17 protein-coding genes are annotated in these 16,698 nt (G+C 46.2%); 16 read left to right on the top strand and 1 reads right to left on the bottom strand.

Going from position 1 to position 16,698, the window contains the following annotated elements; translation table 11 throughout:
• Positions 1 to 14: 14 nt before the first annotated feature.
• Complete coding sequence (locus tag HMPREF3144_RS01620; protein WP_083290352.1) at positions 15 to 602, bottom strand: LysR family transcriptional regulator; 588 nt, start codon at positions 600 to 602, stop codon at positions 15 to 17.
• Between the two features lie 177 nt (positions 603 to 779).
• On the opposite strand from HMPREF3144_RS01620, the gene HMPREF3144_RS01615 reads away from it, so the two are divergent.
• From HMPREF3144_RS01615 to HMPREF3144_RS01540, 16 genes are all read left to right on the top strand, one after another.
• Positions 780 to 1,925 carry a muconate/chloromuconate family cycloisomerase gene (locus tag HMPREF3144_RS01615; RefSeq protein ID WP_018027236.1) on the top strand — a complete coding sequence of 382 codons (1,146 nt, stop codon included), beginning with the start codon at positions 780 to 782 and terminating at the stop codon, positions 1,923 to 1,925.
• 65 nt (positions 1,926 to 1,990) lie between these two features.
• Positions 1,991 to 2,926, top strand: coding sequence for a catechol 1,2-dioxygenase (gene catA, locus HMPREF3144_RS01610; RefSeq protein ID WP_070475950.1), 936 nt, complete (start codon positions 1,991 to 1,993; stop codon positions 2,924 to 2,926).
• A 91-nt stretch (positions 2,927 to 3,017) separates the two neighbouring features.
• A complete protein-coding gene (locus tag HMPREF3144_RS01605) occupies positions 3,018 to 4,391 on the top strand; it encodes a Rieske 2Fe-2S domain-containing protein (protein WP_018027234.1) in 1,374 nt (457 codons plus the stop codon).
• A 6-nt stretch (positions 4,392 to 4,397) separates the two neighbouring features.
• Positions 4,398 to 4,886 carry a benzoate 1,2-dioxygenase small subunit gene (gene benB, locus HMPREF3144_RS01600; RefSeq protein ID WP_070475946.1) on the top strand — a complete coding sequence of 163 codons (489 nt, stop codon included), beginning with the start codon at positions 4,398 to 4,400 and terminating at the stop codon, positions 4,884 to 4,886.
• A 15-nt stretch (positions 4,887 to 4,901) separates the two neighbouring features.
• Positions 4,902 to 5,906, top strand: a complete 1,005-nt coding sequence (gene benC, locus HMPREF3144_RS01595; RefSeq protein WP_070475941.1) for a benzoate 1,2-dioxygenase electron transfer component BenC — start codon at positions 4,902 to 4,904, stop codon at positions 5,904 to 5,906.
• 81 nt (positions 5,907 to 5,987) lie between these two features.
• Entirely contained in the window at positions 5,988 to 6,752 is a 765-nt protein-coding gene (locus HMPREF3144_RS01590; RefSeq protein WP_070469801.1) for a 1,6-dihydroxycyclohexa-2,4-diene-1-carboxylate dehydrogenase, read from the top strand.
• A 47-nt stretch (positions 6,753 to 6,799) separates the two neighbouring features.
• Positions 6,800 to 8,155 carry an MFS transporter gene (locus tag HMPREF3144_RS01585; protein ID WP_070475938.1) on the top strand — a complete coding sequence of 452 codons (1,356 nt, stop codon included), beginning with the start codon at positions 6,800 to 6,802 and terminating at the stop codon, positions 8,153 to 8,155.
• A 10-nt stretch (positions 8,156 to 8,165) separates the two neighbouring features.
• A complete protein-coding gene (locus HMPREF3144_RS01580) occupies positions 8,166 to 8,858 on the top strand; it encodes a 3-oxoacid CoA-transferase subunit A (RefSeq protein ID WP_070475935.1) in 693 nt (230 codons plus the stop codon).
• A 26-nt stretch (positions 8,859 to 8,884) separates the two neighbouring features.
• Positions 8,885 to 9,541 carry a 3-oxoacid CoA-transferase subunit B gene (locus HMPREF3144_RS01575; RefSeq protein ID WP_070475932.1) on the top strand — a complete coding sequence of 219 codons (657 nt, stop codon included), beginning with the start codon at positions 8,885 to 8,887 and terminating at the stop codon, positions 9,539 to 9,541.
• A 30-nt stretch (positions 9,542 to 9,571) separates the two neighbouring features.
• A complete protein-coding gene (gene pcaF, locus HMPREF3144_RS01570; protein WP_070475929.1) occupies positions 9,572 to 10,777 on the top strand; it encodes a 3-oxoadipyl-CoA thiolase in 1,206 nt (401 codons plus the stop codon).
• 10 nt (positions 10,778 to 10,787) lie between these two features.
• Entirely contained in the window at positions 10,788 to 11,594 is an 807-nt protein-coding gene (gene pcaD / locus HMPREF3144_RS01565; protein ID WP_070475926.1) for a 3-oxoadipate enol-lactonase, read from the top strand.
• A 31-nt stretch (positions 11,595 to 11,625) separates the two neighbouring features.
• The gene (gene catC, locus HMPREF3144_RS01560) at positions 11,626 to 11,901 is read left to right on the top strand and encodes a muconolactone Delta-isomerase (RefSeq protein ID WP_070475923.1); all 276 of its coding nucleotides are present in this window, start codon (positions 11,626 to 11,628) and stop codon (positions 11,899 to 11,901) included.
• Between the two features lie 51 nt (positions 11,902 to 11,952).
• Positions 11,953 to 13,131 carry a benzoate/H(+) symporter BenE family transporter gene (locus tag HMPREF3144_RS01555; protein ID WP_070475920.1) on the top strand — a complete coding sequence of 393 codons (1,179 nt, stop codon included), beginning with the start codon at positions 11,953 to 11,955 and terminating at the stop codon, positions 13,129 to 13,131.
• Positions 13,121 to 14,380, top strand: coding sequence for a GTPase (locus tag HMPREF3144_RS01550; protein ID WP_070475918.1), 1,260 nt, complete (start codon positions 13,121 to 13,123; stop codon positions 14,378 to 14,380). Before HMPREF3144_RS01555 ends, HMPREF3144_RS01550 begins: the two co-directional genes overlap by 11 nt.
• Before the next feature lie 23 nt (positions 14,381 to 14,403).
• Positions 14,404 to 15,909 (top strand): dynamin family protein, encoded by a 1,506-nt coding sequence (locus HMPREF3144_RS01545; RefSeq protein WP_070475954.1) that lies wholly within the window; start codon positions 14,404 to 14,406, stop codon positions 15,907 to 15,909.
• A 64-nt stretch (positions 15,910 to 15,973) separates the two neighbouring features.
• Positions 15,974 to 16,666, top strand: coding sequence for a 3-oxoacid CoA-transferase subunit A (locus HMPREF3144_RS01540; protein WP_048767311.1), 693 nt, complete (start codon positions 15,974 to 15,976; stop codon positions 16,664 to 16,666).
• The last annotated feature ends 32 nt before the right edge of the window (positions 16,667 to 16,698 follow it).

Genomic DNA, 16,698 nt, shown 5'->3' with positions numbered 1-16,698 from the left:
GTATTTAACTGCTTTTATGCAAAAGTCTCACTTTGCTGATTTAACACCTCAAGACGCACCGGGCTATCATCATTTGCCAATGGACTGAATGAGGGTATGGCTAAGGCTAGGCGCTCCTCTCTCAAGGTAATCCTAGTGATTGCTGAATCATACATACGCACTCGCCCAAAGCCAATATCAATACGGCCTGACTTTAAGGCTTCAAGCTGCTCTGCGGTGGTTAACTCAACAAATTGCAATCTCGTTTCAGGATACTCAGACCTGAAAAGTTGAATAACACGAGGTAAGCCACTATAAATGCTTGACACAACAAAGCCTATTGATAATTGTCGTTGATAGCTCTGACCTACACGCATCGTGGCAATTTGCAGTTGCTCAACCCGCGTTAAAAGCTGCAAACTCTGCTCATAAAACAGACGCCCAGCCTCCGTTAAGGTCAAGGGTCGATTATCACGCTCAATTAACTGCACACCCAGCGACTCTTCTAATAACTGAATCTGCCGACTCAAAGGTGGCTGCGTGATATGCAAGCGCTCAGCTGCCGCAGTAAAACTGCGCTCCTCTGCCACCGCCACAAAATAACGAATTTGCTTTAAATCCATCTAGGGTAATCCATAGGTTTAGTGCTTTTGAAATCGTAACTAGTTGATTTTATTAAGATATTTTTAGATTATACCTTTTTTGTATAAATCTAGGCAATTAAAGAATTGGACGCTTATTAGCTCCAACGGTTTAATGAATGCTAATGAAAACAACTATTTACACAGGATAGAGTAGACATGGTAACAATCGATAGCATTCAAACGCTACTAGTGGATTTACCGACCATTCGTCCCCATCAACTGTCCATGACGACGATGAAGGGGCAAACGCTTATGCTCGTGCGCATTCACTGTTCGGATGGTTCAGTCGGTATTGGCGAAGGTACGACCATCGGTGGCTTAGCCTACGGTGAAGAATCACCAGAAAGCATGAAGCTTAATATTGATACTTATTTTACGCCCTTATTGCTTGGTCAGCCTGCAGATCAAGTACCGTTGTTAATGCAGCAATTAAACACCGCAATCAGAGGCAATCGCTTTGCAAAAAGCGCTATCGAAACCGCGCTCTATGATGCCTTAGGCCAGCGTCTCAATCTGTCTGTTGCTGAACTACTCGGTGGTAGTTTACGCAAAAGCCTACCAGTTGCTTGGACATTGGCTTCAGGTGATACCGCAAAAGATATTGACGAAGCCGAAGAGATGTTAGCTCGTCGTCGTCACCGAATTTTTAAACTAAAAATCGGTACCCGAGATGTGGCCAAAGATATCGCCCATGTAGCAGCCATTAAAAAAGCATTAGGCGACCGTGGCGCCGTCCGTGTGGACGTCAATATGGCGTGGTCTGAATTAGAGGCGCGTTACGGTGTTGACGGCTTAGCAGACGTGGGTTGTGAATTAGTTGAGCAGCCTGTCGCTTGTGCAGATGCCTTAAAGCGTCTGACGGCCCAGGCCAAAATTGCCATCATGGCAGATGAGTTACTAGTCGGCCCCGCTTCCGCCTTTGAATTAGCCAAAAATAATGCCACCCATGTCTTTGCTATCAAAGTAGAGCAATCCGGTGGTTTACGAGCCTCACAAAAGGTAGCAGCCATTGCCGAAGCAGCAAATATCGAACTATATGGCGGCACCATGCTGGAAGGCGCTATCGGTACCGTGGCTTCAGCACATGCTTTTGCAACTTTCCATGCCCTGCAATGGGGTACTGAATTATTCGGTCCTCTTTTAATTACAGAAGAAATTCTAGCCACACCCTTAGTGTATGAGAATTTCGAGCTGCAAATTCCTCAAGGACCGGGTTTAGGTATCGCACTTGATGAAGAGCGAGTCCATTTTTTTAATCGAGCTCAACGCCAAAAAAGTGTGAGTTTAGCAACTGGTGCATAAACGCTTTCTATCCATCAGTGTTTTTTATATACCCATTTTTTCTACATTAATCTAAGGAGACATCAATGAGTGTAAAACTTTTTGATACAAAAGAAGTTCAAGATTTTTTAAAAATCGCCTGTGGTTTAACCTATGAAGGTGGCAACCCACGCACCAAAGAAATTATCCATCGCATCGTGTCTGATCTATACAAGACCATTGAGGACTTAAATATCGCCCCGGACGAGTTCTGGGCAGGTATTGCTTATCTAAACCAATTAGGTCAAGCACAAGAAGCGGGTCTTTTATCACCGGGCTTAGGTTTTGACCGTTATTTAGATATGCGTATGGATGCTGAAGATGAGCAATTAGGCATCGAAGGCGGTACCCCACGTACCATTGAAGGTCCTTTATACGTCGTCGGCGCACCTGTAGAGCAGGGTTATGCTCGCTTAGATGATGGTTCAGATAAAGACGGTCACACCTTGATTATGCACGGCACGGTTTATGGTGCTGATGGTCAACCTATCCCTAACGCTAAGGTTGAGGTATGGCATTGTAACACCAAGGGTTTCTACTCTCACTTTGACCCAACCGGTGAGCAAAAGCCATTCAACATGCGTCGCACCATTATGGCTGACGAAAATGGTCAATACAAATTCCGCAGTATTGTGCCTTCAGGTTACGGCTGCCCACCAGATGGTCCTACTCAGCAGTTACTGAATCAATTAGGTCGCCACGGTAACCGTCCTGCGCATATTCACTTCTTCGTAACAGCAGACGATCATCGTAAATTAACCACCCAAATCAATATCGACGGCGATCCTTTAGTGAATGATGACTTTGCCTATGCTACGCGTGAAGGCTTAGTTCCACCATTAACAGAGGTCACTGATCCTGCTCGCATCAAGGAAGAAGGCGTTGAAGGACCATTTGCTGAAATCACCTTTGATATTCACCTCACTGCCTTAGTCGAAGGTGAAGACAATCAAATCGTTGAGCGTCCACGTTTAGTCGGTTAATCCATTAAATCAATAAGAAACAATTACTGTTGCTGATTTGGAGCAATCTACGCTCCGAATTAGCAACAACTCACCAGAAAAAGGAAGAGTTATGGAAAAAATCTATGAGGTTGAGCAAGTACTTAACTCAGCCATGCAAGTAGACGAAGAAGCCGGTATTTACCGCTGCCGTCGTGATGTTTTTACAGACCCAGATATCTTTGAACTTGAAATGAAGTATATTTTTGAGGGCAATTGGGTTTATGTTGCACATGAAAGCCAAATTCCTGAGGTCAATGATTACTTCACTACTTATATCGGGCGTCAACCTATCGTCATTACACGTAGTAAAGACAATGAATTAAATGCGCTTATTAATGCCTGTGCCCACCGTGGTGCCACACTTTGTCGACGCAAGCGCGGTAATCGCGGTAGCTTTACCTGTCCTTTCCATGGCTGGACCTTTAATAATAAAGGTAAGTTACTGAAAGTCAAAGACGAAAAGACGACTGAATATCCCGTTCAGTTCAACACCAACGGTTCACACGACCTAACGAAGGTGCCGCGTTTTGAAAACTATAAAGGCTTCTTATTTGCAAGCCTAAACCCGGATGTGATGCCATTGGCAGACTACCTAGGTGAGACCAAAGTCATTATCGACCAAATCGTCGAACAAGCGCCTGAAGGTATCGAAATCTTAAGTGGTAACTCTAGCTACATCTATAACGGAAACTGGAAACTCCAGATGGAAAATGGCGCCGACGGCTATCACGTTAGCAGTGTTCACTGGAACTATCTCGCCACCATGGGACGTCGCCACGAGGAAGGTACCAAAGCGGTTGACGCTCAAGGTTGGAGTAAAAGCGTCAATGGTGTCTATGGCTTTGAAAATGGGCATATCCTACTTTGGACGAATACCTTAAACCCTGAGGTTCGTCCTGTCTACTCGAATCGTGATGAATTGGTTGAGCGCTTAGGGGAAGAAAAAGCCGATCTAATTATTAAGCAAACACGTAACTTAGGCTTGTATCCAAACGTGTATTTAATGGATCAGTTTTCTACACAAATTCGTGTGACTCGCCCTATCAGCGTTGATAAAACAGAGGTCACGATTTATTGTTGGGCACCTAAGAATGAAAGTGCTGAAAACCGTGCGATCCGTTTACGTCAATATGAAGACTTCTTTAACGTGTCGGGCATGGGTACTGCCGATGACCTAGAAGAGTTCCGCGCCTGCCAGGAAGGCTATGCTGCCGCCTCTAGCGCTGCTTGGAATGACCTAAGCCGTGGTGCACCATTATGGATTAAAGGACCTGATGCGAATGCCAAAAAGCTCGGCATTAATCCTTTGCTAAGCGGGGAAAGAAGTGAGGATGAAGGCTTATTTGTCTGTCAACACGACTTCTGGCTAAGCACCATGCAAAATGCTTTAGCCAAAGAGAAAGAGCAACTAGCACACGCTAAATCTTCAGATAACGTAGCCTAAGGAGACATTGCCATGGATTACATTACAATTCGACGTTTTTTATATCGTGAAGCGCGTTATCTTGACGATAGAGAATGGGAAAACTGGCTCACATGCTATGCAGACAATGTAGAGTATTGGATGCCGTGCTGGAACGATGATGACGAGTTAACAAAAGACCCGCAGTCAGAAGTATCTTTAATTTACTACCCGAATCGTAGAGGTCTTGAGGATCGCATTTTCCGTATTCAAACTGAGCGTTCAAGTGCATCAACGCCGGAACCGCGTACTACTCACATGATTAGTAACATTGAAATTATAGACAGCCGCGACAATGAGGTTGATATTCGTTATAACTTCCATACCTTGAGTTTCCGCTACCGTACAACCGATCACTATTTCGGTACGATTTTTGCCACCATCGTAAAAGATGGCGATGAGTTAAAAATCAATAAGAAAAAAATCGTCCTAAAAAATGACTACATCCGACAAGTGATTGATATCTATCACATTTAATCTACGAGTGAGCAAATAATGAGTTACAGAATTGCTTTAAACTTTGAAGATGGTGTCACTCGATTCATTGAATGTGGCGCCCAGGAAAAGGTTCTGGATGCAGCATATCGTCATCGTATTAACTTACCGATGGACTGTTCCGACGGGGTCTGTGGCACGTGTAAGTGCCAGGCTGAAAGCGGCGACTATGAGTTAATTGATGATTATATTGATGAGGCGCTAACTGAGGACGAAGCAGAGCAAGGTTTGGTTTTAACCTGTCAAATGATTCCTAAATCAGACTGCGTGATTGCGGTGCCGGCTGCATCGACCATGTGCAAAACAGGTACTGATAATTTCAAGGCCACAGTAACAGAAGTGCGTCGTTACGATGATGCCGCTTTTGAGCTATTTATTGATGCAACTGAGCAAGCGCCGAATTTTCTGCCAGGTCAATACGTCAATATCGTGGTGCCTGGCAGTGCCGAGCATCGCTCTTATTCCTTTAGCAGTGCGCCTGGCGCAACCATGGGCTTTTTAATTAAGCAAGTTCCTAAGGGCCTCATGAGCACCTGGCTAACAACCGCACAGCCTGGGGTTGAGCTTGATATTACAGGTCCTTTAGGTACTTTCTACTTGCGCCCGGTGACTCGACCGCTGCTTTTTTTAGCTGGTGGTACTGGTTTAGCACCTTTCTTATCCATGCTCGAGGTGTTAGCTGAGCAGGGTAGCAAGCAATCTATTCATATGCTCTATGCCGTTACCCGTGACGAAGACCTAGTCCTGGTTGACAGCTTGGAAGCTTATAAAGCGCGTTTAGAAAACTTCAGCTATACCACCATTGTGGCTGATGAAAATTCAAGCCACCCACATAAAGGCTATGTCACTCACCATTTGGCACCAGCCATGCTGCATGACGGTGAGGTCGATGTGTACTTATGCGGACCACCACCCATGGTGGATGCGGTCAATGAGTATATGAAATCAAACAATATGACGCCGAGTAATTTCTATTACGAGCGCTTCATTCCCAGCGTGTAACCGCTTTCTAAATCATCGTTGATGGCACGCCCTAAGCGCATGCGTCCTACTAAGGGCGTGCCGTGCTCAAAAAGGAACAAAATGACTAAACTACGTTTTGATAATAAAGTGGTGCTGGTTACTGGTGCAGCGCAAGGCATTGGTCGTCGTGTCGCAGAGCGATTAATCGACGAAGGTGCAACACTGGTGCTAGTTGATCGCTCTGAGTTGGTGCATGAACTAAAGCAAGATAAGGTTATCACCTTAACCGCTGATCTAGAACAATATCAAGGGGCTGAAGCAGCCGCTAATACAGCGTTAGAACATTTCGGTCGGATTGATGTGTTAATCAATAATGTGGGCGGGACCATTTGGACCAGACCATTTGAACACTATGAGCCTGCTCAAATTGAAAAAGAGGTACAACGCTCACTGTTCCCTACCCTCTGGTGTTGTCGTGCGGTCTTGCCTAGCATGTTAGCACAAGGGCAAGGCGCCATCGTCAATATTTCTTCTATCGCTACCCGCAGCGTTAATCGTGTTCCTTATGGTGCTGCTAAAGGCGGTGTTAATGCACTCACTGCTTGCTTAGCATTTGAAACCGCAGAGCGCGGCATACGCGTCAATGCGGTCGCCCCCGGTGGTACAGACGCACCTCAACGCAAAATTCCACGTAATACTGAAACCCCAAGTGAGGAAGAGCAACGCTGGTATCAGGAAATTGTGGATCAAACCTTGGATAGCTCCTTGATGAAGCGCTACGGCACGCTTGATGAACAAGCAGCGGCCATCTTATTTTTAGCTTCTGATGAGGCATCTTATATAACCGGTACTGTTTTACCTGTAGGTGGAGGAGACCAAGGCTAAAACGCCTAATCACCGCAGGCATTTTTCACCATAGCGAGGAGCTAATTATGCAAAAAATAGATATTAACGACGTGATTGATCGTGCAAAATTAAATCGCTTTCACTTCAGCGTCATTTTTCTCTGTTCATTATTACTGATTTTTGATGGTTATGATTTATTCATTTATGGGGTCGTCCTGCCAGTGCTCATGGACGAATGGGGCCTCACCCCAGTACAAGCTGGTACGCTAGGCAGTTATGCCCTCTTTGGCATGATGTTCGGGGCCTTTATTTTCGGTCCCCTGGCTGATCGTATCGGTCGTAAAAAGGGCGTCATTATTTGTTTTGTATTATTTAGCTTAGCCACGCTGTTAAATGGCTTTGCTACCAATGCGACCCAGTTCGGTATCTTTCGTTTCTTGGCCGGTTTAGGCTGCGGTGGTCTGATGCCCAATGCGGTTGCCTTAATGAATGAATATGCACCGCGCCGCGCTCGTGGTACCTTAGTCGCATTAATGTTCAGTGGTTATTCACTGGGTGGGGTATTAGCGGCTGGCGTTGGTATTTATGTGCTGCCACGTTTTGGCTGGGAATACATGTTCTTTGTTGCCGCTATTCCCTTACTGCTAGTACCACTTTTAATCTGGAAATTGCCTGAGTCTATTGGTTTCTTGCTCCGCCAAGATAAGGACCAGGAAGCGCGTGCAATGCTCGCTCAGCTTAATCCTAGCTTTCAACTAACGGCTCAAGATGAATTAATTAAAACACCTGTTAAGTCCGCTTCGGTGCCGGTGTTAGACTTATTCAAAGAAGGCCGTGTGATCGGTACCTTAATGATTTGGCTAGCCTTTTTCTGCTGCCTATTAATGGTCTATGCGCTAGGTTCTTGGTTACCAAAACTGATGGCAAATGCAGGCTTTAGTTTAGGTTCCAGCTTGTCTTTCTTGTTAGCGCTAAACTTTGGCGGTATGTTCGGTGCGATCATAGGTGGCTGGTTAGGTGACCGCTTCGGTTTACCACGTGTGATGGCATGGTTCTTTGTTGCATCTGCAATTTCGATTAGCTTACTTGGCTTTAATAGTCCGATGTTCGTACTTTATACTCTGATTGTGATTGCTGGTGCCACCACGATCGGTACGCAAATCTTACTCTACGCCAATACCGCACAATTCTACCCCTTGTCCATGCGCTCTACGGGCTTAGGTTGGGCTTCAGGGATTGGTCGCACGGGTGCGATCGCTGGACCCTTTCTCGGCGGCACGCTCATGGCAATGGCTTTACCGCTCAAAATGAACTTTTTTGCCTTTGCTATACCCGGCGTGATTGCGACCCTGGCAATTCTATTACTAATTCTCGCTTCTAAGCGTCAACATCAAACGATGACGTCTACTGCTACTACCATGACGTCTGTTACTACCTCTTAGGAGTTTTAAATTGATTAATAAAATCGTAGATAGCGTGGCTGAGGCCTTAAAAGATATACAAGACGGTTCTACCGTGTTGATTGGCGGTTTCGGCACCTCCGGTATTCCCGATGCACTGATTGACGGCTTAATTGAACAAGGCGCCAAAAACCTAACCGTGGTAAATAACAACGCCGGTAACGGCGATCACGGCTTAGCGGCACTTTTAAAAGCGGGGCGTGTGCGCAAAATCATTTGTAGTTTCCCACGTCAAGCTGACTCCTATGTCTTTGATGAGCTATACCGCAGTGGCAAAATCGAATTAGAATTAGTCCCTCAAGGTAACTTAGCCGAGCGCTTACGCGCTGCTGGCGCCGGTATTGGCGGCTTTTTCTGTCCCACTGGCTACGGCACCGAATTAGCCAAAGGCAAAGAAACGCGCCTGATTGACGGTCGTTGGCATGTGTATGAAACCCCGATTCATGGTGATGTGGCTCTGATCAAAGCTGAAGCTGGTGATCGCTGGGGCAATTTAAGCTACCGTATGGCGGCCCGCAATTTTGGACCAGTGATGGCTACGGCTGCCAAACAGACAATTGCGACCGTGTATGAGTTAAAAGAACTCGGTGAAATGAATCCGGAGTGCATTATTACCCCCGGTATTCACGTCAAAAAAGTCGTTAAAGTACCTCGGGTAGCCACACAAGCCGGTGGTTTTAAATAACTAATACTCATTATTAAGGAATACACATGACATCCTCCTATCAAGCTCGTAGCCGCGACGAATTGGCGGCTCGTGTAGCTCAAGACATTCATAACGGTGCCTATGTAAACCTTGGTATCGGCATGCCGACGATGGTTGCCAACCACTTACCCGCAGGCATTGAGGTCATTCTACATAGTGAAAACGGTATCTTAGGGATGGGTCCTGCCCCGGCAAAGGGAGAGGAAGATTATGACCTAATCAATGCGGGTAAACAGCCCGTAACACTCTTGCCCGGTGGCGCCTTTTTTCATCATGCTGATAGTTTTGCCATGATGCGTGGCGGCCATTTAGATATTTGCGTACTTGGCGCTTTCCAGGTGTCCGCCAAGGGTGATTTAGCCAACTGGAGCACCGGTGAGGAAGGTGCCATCCCAGCCGTGGGTGGCGCCATGGACTTAGCCATTGGAGCTAAAGAAACGTGGGTCATGATGAGCTTATTAACCCGCAACGGCGAAAGTAAATTAGTCAATGAACTTAGCTACCCTGTGACCGGTATTGAATGCGTTAAACGCGTCTACACCGATTTGGCCACTTTCGCTTGCACCCCAGAGGGCTTTGAGGTGATTGATATGGTGCCGGGACTTAGTCTCGACGAGTTGAGCCGACTGACTGGTTTGCCTTTAAAAATGGCAACTGCCTAAGTGATTGACGCAGATATTGTAGGAAAAATTATGAGTGAATCAGTTTTTATTTGCGATGCTATTCGCACGCCCTTTGCGCGCTTTGGTGGCACCTTGTCTAGCGTGCGACCCGATGATCTGGCAGCTCAAGTCATTAAACACTTGATGGATCGAAATCCAAGCGTTGATAGTACATTGATTGATGATGTAATTTTGGGTTGTGCTAACCAAGCGGGTGAAGATAACCGTAACGTAGCGCGTATGGCGTCCTTATTAGCCGGTTTATCGATTGAGGTACCTGGCTCAACCATTAACCGCCTTTGTGGTTCCGGTTTGGATGCCATTGGTAGCGCCGCACGGGCAATTAAATCCGGCGAGACTCAATTAATGATCACCGGTGGTGTCGAGAGCATGAGCCGTGCACCCTTCGTAGTGCCTAAAGCAGAACAGGCGTTCAGCCGTCATAACAGCATTGAAGACACCACCATCGGTTGGCGCTTTATTAATCCGCTGATGCGTCAGATGTATGGTGTTGACTCCATGCCCGAGACGGCAGAAAATGTGGCGGATGATTTTAATATCAGCCGCGAAGATCAAGATCGCTTTGCCTTAGCTAGTCAAGAAAAATACGCTGCCGCCCATCAAAACGGCTTTTTCAAACATGAGCTCGTTGCCATTCAAGTGCCACAGCGCCGCGCCGATCCCATCGTCTTTGATACCGATGAACATCCGCGCCAAACCTCATTAGAAGCGCTGGCTAAATTAAAAGCCATTGTCCGCCCCGACGGTACAGTGACTGCTGGAAATGCCAGCGGTGTTAACGATGGTGCTGCCGTTGCCTTACTGGCTAATCAGAGCATGGTGGAGCGTTTTGCCTTAACTCCTAAAGCACGTGTCGTAGCCATGGCAACTGCCGGTGTTGCGCCACGCATTATGGGTATTGGTCCGGTACCGGCCTCACGCAAAGCCTTAGAATTAGCCGGTCTAAGCCTTGAGCAAATGGATGTGATCGAATTAAATGAGGCCTTTGCTGCTCAGGGTTTAGCGGTTATGCGTGAATTAGGTCTACAGGACGATGATCCACGTGTTAATCCTAATGGTGGCGCAATTGCCATTGGTCACCCACTCGGCGCTAGCGGTGCACGCCTTGTTGCCACCGCAATTAATCAACTACAGCAAACTCAAGGTCGCTATGCGCTATGCACAATGTGTATCGGCGTGGGTCAGGGAATTGCACTCATTATTGAACGTGTATAAAGGTAGCTCCATGACATCTAACATTTTTCAATTAGATACTGCTGCCGGTTCCTTCCGAGTGGCAATTGACGGTCCTGAAGATGCACCGGCGCTGGTATTAAGTAACTCATTAGGCACTACCTTAGAGATGTGGGCGCCGCAAGTAGCGGCTTTAGCCAACAGCTATCGCCTGATTCGTTATGATACGCGCGGTCACGGCGGCAGCCCGATCACCAAAGGTCCTTACCGTTTTAAACAATTAGCGGCTGATGTGATTGCGATACTTGATGCCCTCAAGATTGAACAGGCTGTTTTTTGCGGTGTATCCATGGGTGGACATACGGCCTTACAACTCGCTCTGGATGCACCGGCACGCTTAAAAGGCATTGTGGTCTGTAATAGTGCGGCTAAGATCGGCACCCAAGACGCATGGAAAGCGCGTGCGGATGCCTTGCGTCAGCAGGGTCAAGCGGCGATCCAGGAATTAGCTGAGAGCGCCCCGCAACGCTGGTTTACTCCTGATTTTATCCAGCAACAAGTGCAGACCGTAGAAACCATGCAAGCGCAATTTGCAGCCTTAGACGCTGAGGGCTATGCGGCGTGTTGCGATGCATTGGGGCAATCCGATTTACGCGCCGAATTAACAAAGATTCAACTGCCAACACTGATTGTCGCTGGTGAATTTGACCCAGTGACAACGGTGCTTGATGCAGAGGCGATGAAAGCCGAAATCGCCAACGCCAACTTGGTGGTGCTACCTGCCTCCCATATCTCAAATGTGGAAGCTACGGAAAAATTTAATCAGGCACTAAGTCATTTTATAGACTCAATTAAATAATTTAACCATAAACTAATTAAAGGTACGTATTATGCTATATCTAGTTCATATGATTGTTCGTATTCCGCGTGATTTACCTAAAGAAGAAGCACAGAAAATCATTGCTGACGAAAAAGCCTACTCACAGGAGCTACAGCGCGCAGGTAAATGGGTACATTTATGGCGCATCACCGGTGAGTACGCTAACTACAGCGTATTTGATGTAGAAAGCAATGACGAGCTCCATGATATTTTGAGTAAACTACCGCTCTTTCCCTTGATGAAAATTAAGGTTACGCCTTTAGCTAAACATCCTTCCGCAATTTAATAGCTAAAGCCGCTCAAAACCTGGGCTTAACTTCATCTATAAAGGCTGTTTATGTTACGCGATTGGTCTCTTACTGCTTGGATGACTGGCTTTTTGGCTGTACTGATTTCCTACAGCGGCCCAATGGTCATCTTTATTCAAGCCGCCCACGTAGGTGGCATTTCGGATGAGATGTTAAGCTCATGGATCTGGGCTATTTCTATCGGTGCTGGTCTTAGCGGTATTATTCTTAGTGTGCTTTTAAAAGCACCGATCATTACTGCATGGTCAGCACCAGGATCCGCCCTCTTATTACATTTATTCCCCGCCATCACCATGCCTGAGGTGGTGGGTGCCTATTTAACCGCAGCGATTATCACCACCATCATTGCCTTAAGTGGCTACTTTGAACGCATCGTCAAGTTCGTCCCCCAAGGCATAGCCGCAGCGATGATTGCAGGGATTCTATTTCAATTCGGCATCCAAGCCTTTCTCGCCGCCAGTGAATTACCCGGCGTGGTCATGGCGATGGTCGCAGTCTATCTACTGGCCCGCCGTTTTATTCCGACCTTTACAGTGGTTCTGGTAGCTATTACCGGTTTTGCTTGCGTTGTTTTCTTAGATCTTGCCTCACTGAGCGATGTCAAAATCGCACTGGCGCAGCCGATATTTACTTTTCCCGAGTTCAGTCTGTCCGTGTTTTTCAGCTTTAGTATTCCACTGGTGGTGGTCAGTTTAACGGGGCAATTTTTACCTGGACTGGTGATTTTACGTTTAGATGGTTATCAACAGCCCTCACGTGCGATTGTTGGTGGTACCAGTTTTATCTCTATTTTTACAGCGTTTTTTGGTGGTATTTCTATTGTTCTGGCTGCCATCACAGCGGCCATTTGTACCGGTAAAGAAAGTCATCCTGATCCTAAGAAACGCTATGTTGCCGGTATTGCTAATGGTGTTTTCTATTTAATCGGCGGCACCTTTGCCGGCACCATTGTTTTACTCTTTAACGCAATTCCCTCAGAAGTTGTCGCTACCTTAGCCGGTTTAGCATTAATCAGTGCCATCGTGGCCAATATACGCTTACTGAGCGCTAATAGCGATTCTATCGAGCCTGCTGTGATTACGTTTTTAGTAACCGCCTCCAATATTAGTATCGCCGGATTAGGATCAGCGTTTTGGGGCATTATGATAGGGATGGCGGCCTATGGGATTTCAAATATTAAAAAAGGGAAAACGAAAAATGACTCATAAGGACATACAAACTAAACAAGCAGCCATTATAAGCGTGCTACCGCATCATGAGATTACGCTAAAACGTCTGGCAGTGCTTGCTGAGCCTAATGCGCTTCCCGTGATTACCGTGTTAGGTAAATACAATCATGGTAAAAGCCGTTTATTAAATGAGTTAATTGGTGATAATGTATTTGCTGTTGCCGATAAAAGAAAGACTGTAGCCTTACATCAAGTAGATCAGGATGCCGTGCGTTGGATAGACGCCCCCGGATTGGATGCGGATGTCAATGAAATAGACGATCAACACGCAGCTGAAGCACTGTGGCTAAAGTCCGATATCCGTTTATTTGTCCACGCTGCCAAAGAGGGTGAGTTAGACGCTGCTGAGCTCAATTTGAGTAAAGCACTACGACAAGATGAAGAGCAAACCCACAGACAAACGATTTATGTCTTGAGCCAAAGCGATCAATTAGAAAATGATGAAAGCTTAAACAACATTCTTCATACTTTGGCTTTACAACTAGGTGATAAAGCGATTTTCCCGGTTTCCTCCGTTAGATATCGTCGGGGCATTGAGAATAATCTCCCCATTTTTATAGAAAAAAGTGGTATTCCCGAATTACAACAGCAGCTTCAAGAGGCACTCACACGAGTTAAGACCGCACGTGTTTTTGAGCAAACAAGCTATTTCACTCAGTTAGCGCAAGAGCTTAATGAAAAACAACAAGCACAAACAAAGGCATTAGCTCAGTTACGCTGTGCCGCTAGCGAGACCGAGGAAAGTTTTATCAAGGATTTGAAAATAGCGTTGGAGCAAGGCGCTGAGTTATTGCATGACATTATGCAAGAGCCCGACGTCGATCATTCCTTAGACCCCGGTTCGATTGATGATGTGTTTAAAATGTCGGCTGGCAAATTAGATCGTTCACGTATCCAAATTGCCTATTCACGTGCTTGCTTATTAATCCGCAGCGTACTGACTAAATACGGCATGCAAAGCCTCAACGACGATCAAAAAGTCGGTGCAGCCAGTTTAAATACGGTGATGGTTGCCGTGATGGGTGTGTCGGTTAAGTACCGCGCTCAACTGCGTAAGCTCTTTGGTGAAGCGGCTGGCCGTGAGCGCTTATTAAATGATTTCAAACGCTATTTTGATAAATCCAATACTCGCTTAATGGCATTGGCAGCGATTGACGATGCTGCCACTGTGCTCAGGCAAATTGAAACAGCACAAACCATGCTTGCTGAATGGCAACAAGCCGTTTAACCATGCTTAGTGAAGGTAGAAAAATGAGTGTTAGACAAGAGCAGGACTTTATTCAGGGCTTAGAAGCGTTTAAATTCGGGGTACAGGACCTTAGCAAGCAACAGCAACAACTCACCACTCGCTTAAATGAATTGGAAAATTTTTTACTAGCTAGCGAGTTTAAGACTGTCGGACTGCAGCCTCAACACCCCCTGTTCGTAGGCTTACAACACTACACTCAAAACGCTAAACAATATATCCCAGCATGGGAGGCAGCGAAGCAAGCACTCAAACCCGCCATGGATTTAGCAGCGCAATTTAGCGACAAAATCATGTTTTTGGTCTTCGGTAAATTTAATGCCGGTAAAAGCTCGTTTTGTAATTTTATTGCCGAACGTTTTACGTTTCATCAAAAAGCGGTGCAGAGTTTTACCCTCGAAGATGGGGTACTTAGCTATCACGATAGGCCTTTTCAGGAGGGCAATACAGAAACGACGGCACACATTCAAGGCGTCATTCTAGATGAGCGTTTAGTCCTGATAGATACACCGGGACTGCATTCCATCACCACTGAAAACGCCTTATTAACACAACGATTTTTAGAAAGCGCCGATGGCATTTTATGGTTAAGTAACTCTACCTCACCGGGTCAAGTGCAAGAACTACAAGAATTAGCACAAGAACTGCGTCGCCATAAGCCCTTATTGCCAGTGATCACTCGTAGTGATTTTCTGGATGAGCTCATCGTGGACAATGATATACAAAAAATACTATGCAACAAAAGCCCAGAAAATCGTGCTTTACAAGAAAACGATGTGTTGCAACGCGCTCAAGAAAAACTACGTGCATTAGACTTAGACCCACAGGTATTGCAAGCGCCCATCTCTATTTCTGTGTATAGTGCTCGCAGTCACGGCTTAACTGAGCAGGCGCTGGCTGAAGCCGGTTTTTATCGCTTATATCAAGCACTATTAGATTTATCAGCGCCGGTGGTTAATTATAAAGAGACTAAATCACTGCAGGTTTTTATCCATTTTCTTGAGGAAGTTGTGCTGCGGGATGTGAAGCATTTACAGACTTCACTATCTGAGCTTGAGCAGCAGCTTAGTAATGAGTTCAAGTCACTCGATCATGCCATTCATCGCATTAAGAACCATGTATGGCAGCAGACGCTTGCCAACTTAGCGAACATGATGGATAAACACCTGGATACCGCAGAAAATGAGCGTACAGAGGCATTTTTTGCTGAATTTAATGCGCTGATAACTAATTCGCTCAAGCAAGCCATCAGTCAAGAGCTTAGGCACTATGAGCCAAGCTTAAGCACACCCTCCAACGCCATTGAGCTAGCATTGAAGCAGCAGCTTAGCCTAGCGCATTATGAATCATTTTATTTAGCCATTGAGCAAAGTCTAAAAGCGTTGCTTACTCAAGTCACTGAGGACTTAAAGGAGTCGATCAGTCCTTCGCTTCACCGTATCGATGAGCAAATCAAAGCCTTTAATGAGGTCTTATCACTAAAAAGCAATGCCTTATTAAGCCTAGCTTAGCTCATTTAGCGTTTTATTATAAAATGGTGGCTACCTTTGTTTTTAAATCCCCTGGGGGCCCTAATTGCTTAATAAAATCGTCGACAGCATCGCCTTAGCCTTAAAGGATATTGCTGACGGTGCCACCATTTTAATCAGTGGCTTTGGCAGCGCTGGTTTTCCGGACGAATTAGTTGAAGGTTTAATAGCCCAAGGTGCTACCGACTTAACCGTGGTGTGTAATAACGCAGGTAATAGCGATCGCGGTTTAGCGGCCCTTTTAACAACGGGTCGGGTCCGCAAAATCATATGCAGTTACCCGCGCCAAGCAAACTCCCATATCTTTAATGACTTATACCGCCGTGGCCAGATCGAGTTAGAACTGGTGCCGCAAGGCACACTGGCGGAGCGTTTACGAGCTGCAGGCGCTGGTATTGGTGGTTTTTTCTGTCCCACTGGCTACGGTACTGAATTGGCCAAAGGCAAAGAAACTCGCCTTATTGATGGTCGTTGGTATGTTTATGAAACGCCGCTCTACGGCGATGTGGCGCTGATTAAGGCCGAATCTGGTGACCGCTGGGGTAATCTTAATTACCGCATGGCCGCTCGTAATTTCGCACCAGTCATGGCGACTGCTGCAAAGCAAACCATTGCCACTGTATTTGAAGTCAAGGCGCTCGGTGAGATGGATCCGGAAAGCATTATCACCCCCGGCATTTATGTCGATAAAGTCGTCCCAATTACACGGGTGAAGACGGCAGCCGACCCAGTGAGATAAATTGAGACCTTTGCAATAACCCCTCAAACTTC

Source organism: Oligella sp. HMSC05A10, from assembly GCF_001808335.1.
GTDB lineage: Bacteria > Pseudomonadota > Gammaproteobacteria > Burkholderiales > Burkholderiaceae_B > Oligella > Oligella urethralis.
The sequence above is the reverse complement of the archived record's forward strand: the minus strand, read 5'-3'. Positions and strand labels throughout refer to the sequence as shown.

Bases quoted from the DNA above. Each gene is read 5' to 3' on its own strand.
- HMPREF3144_RS01620 (WP_083290352.1), bottom strand. From the start codon at position 602: ATGGATTTAAAGCAAATTCGTTATTTTGTGGCGGTGGCAGAGGAGCGC.
- HMPREF3144_RS01615 (WP_018027236.1), top strand. From the start codon at position 780: ATGGTAACAATCGATAGCATTCAAACGCTACTAGTGGATTTACCGACC.
- catA (WP_070475950.1), top strand. From the start codon at position 1,991: ATGAGTGTAAAACTTTTTGATACAAAAGAAGTTCAAGATTTTTTAAAA.
- HMPREF3144_RS01605 (WP_018027234.1), top strand. From the start codon at position 3,018: ATGGAAAAAATCTATGAGGTTGAGCAAGTACTTAACTCAGCCATGCAA.
- HMPREF3144_RS01590 (WP_070469801.1), top strand. From the start codon at position 5,988: ATGACTAAACTACGTTTTGATAATAAAGTGGTGCTGGTTACTGGTGCA.
- HMPREF3144_RS01585 (WP_070475938.1), top strand. From the start codon at position 6,800: ATGCAAAAAATAGATATTAACGACGTGATTGATCGTGCAAAATTAAAT.
- HMPREF3144_RS01575 (WP_070475932.1), top strand. From the start codon at position 8,885: ATGACATCCTCCTATCAAGCTCGTAGCCGCGACGAATTGGCGGCTCGT.
- pcaF (WP_070475929.1), top strand. From the start codon at position 9,572: ATGAGTGAATCAGTTTTTATTTGCGATGCTATTCGCACGCCCTTTGCG.
- pcaD (WP_070475926.1), top strand. From the start codon at position 10,788: ATGACATCTAACATTTTTCAATTAGATACTGCTGCCGGTTCCTTCCGA.
- catC (WP_070475923.1), top strand. From the start codon at position 11,626: ATGCTATATCTAGTTCATATGATTGTTCGTATTCCGCGTGATTTACCT.
- HMPREF3144_RS01555 (WP_070475920.1), top strand. From the start codon at position 11,953: ATGTTACGCGATTGGTCTCTTACTGCTTGGATGACTGGCTTTTTGGCT.
- HMPREF3144_RS01550 (WP_070475918.1), top strand. From the start codon at position 13,121: ATGACTCATAAGGACATACAAACTAAACAAGCAGCCATTATAAGCGTG.
- HMPREF3144_RS01545 (WP_070475954.1), top strand. From the start codon at position 14,404: ATGAGTGTTAGACAAGAGCAGGACTTTATTCAGGGCTTAGAAGCGTTT.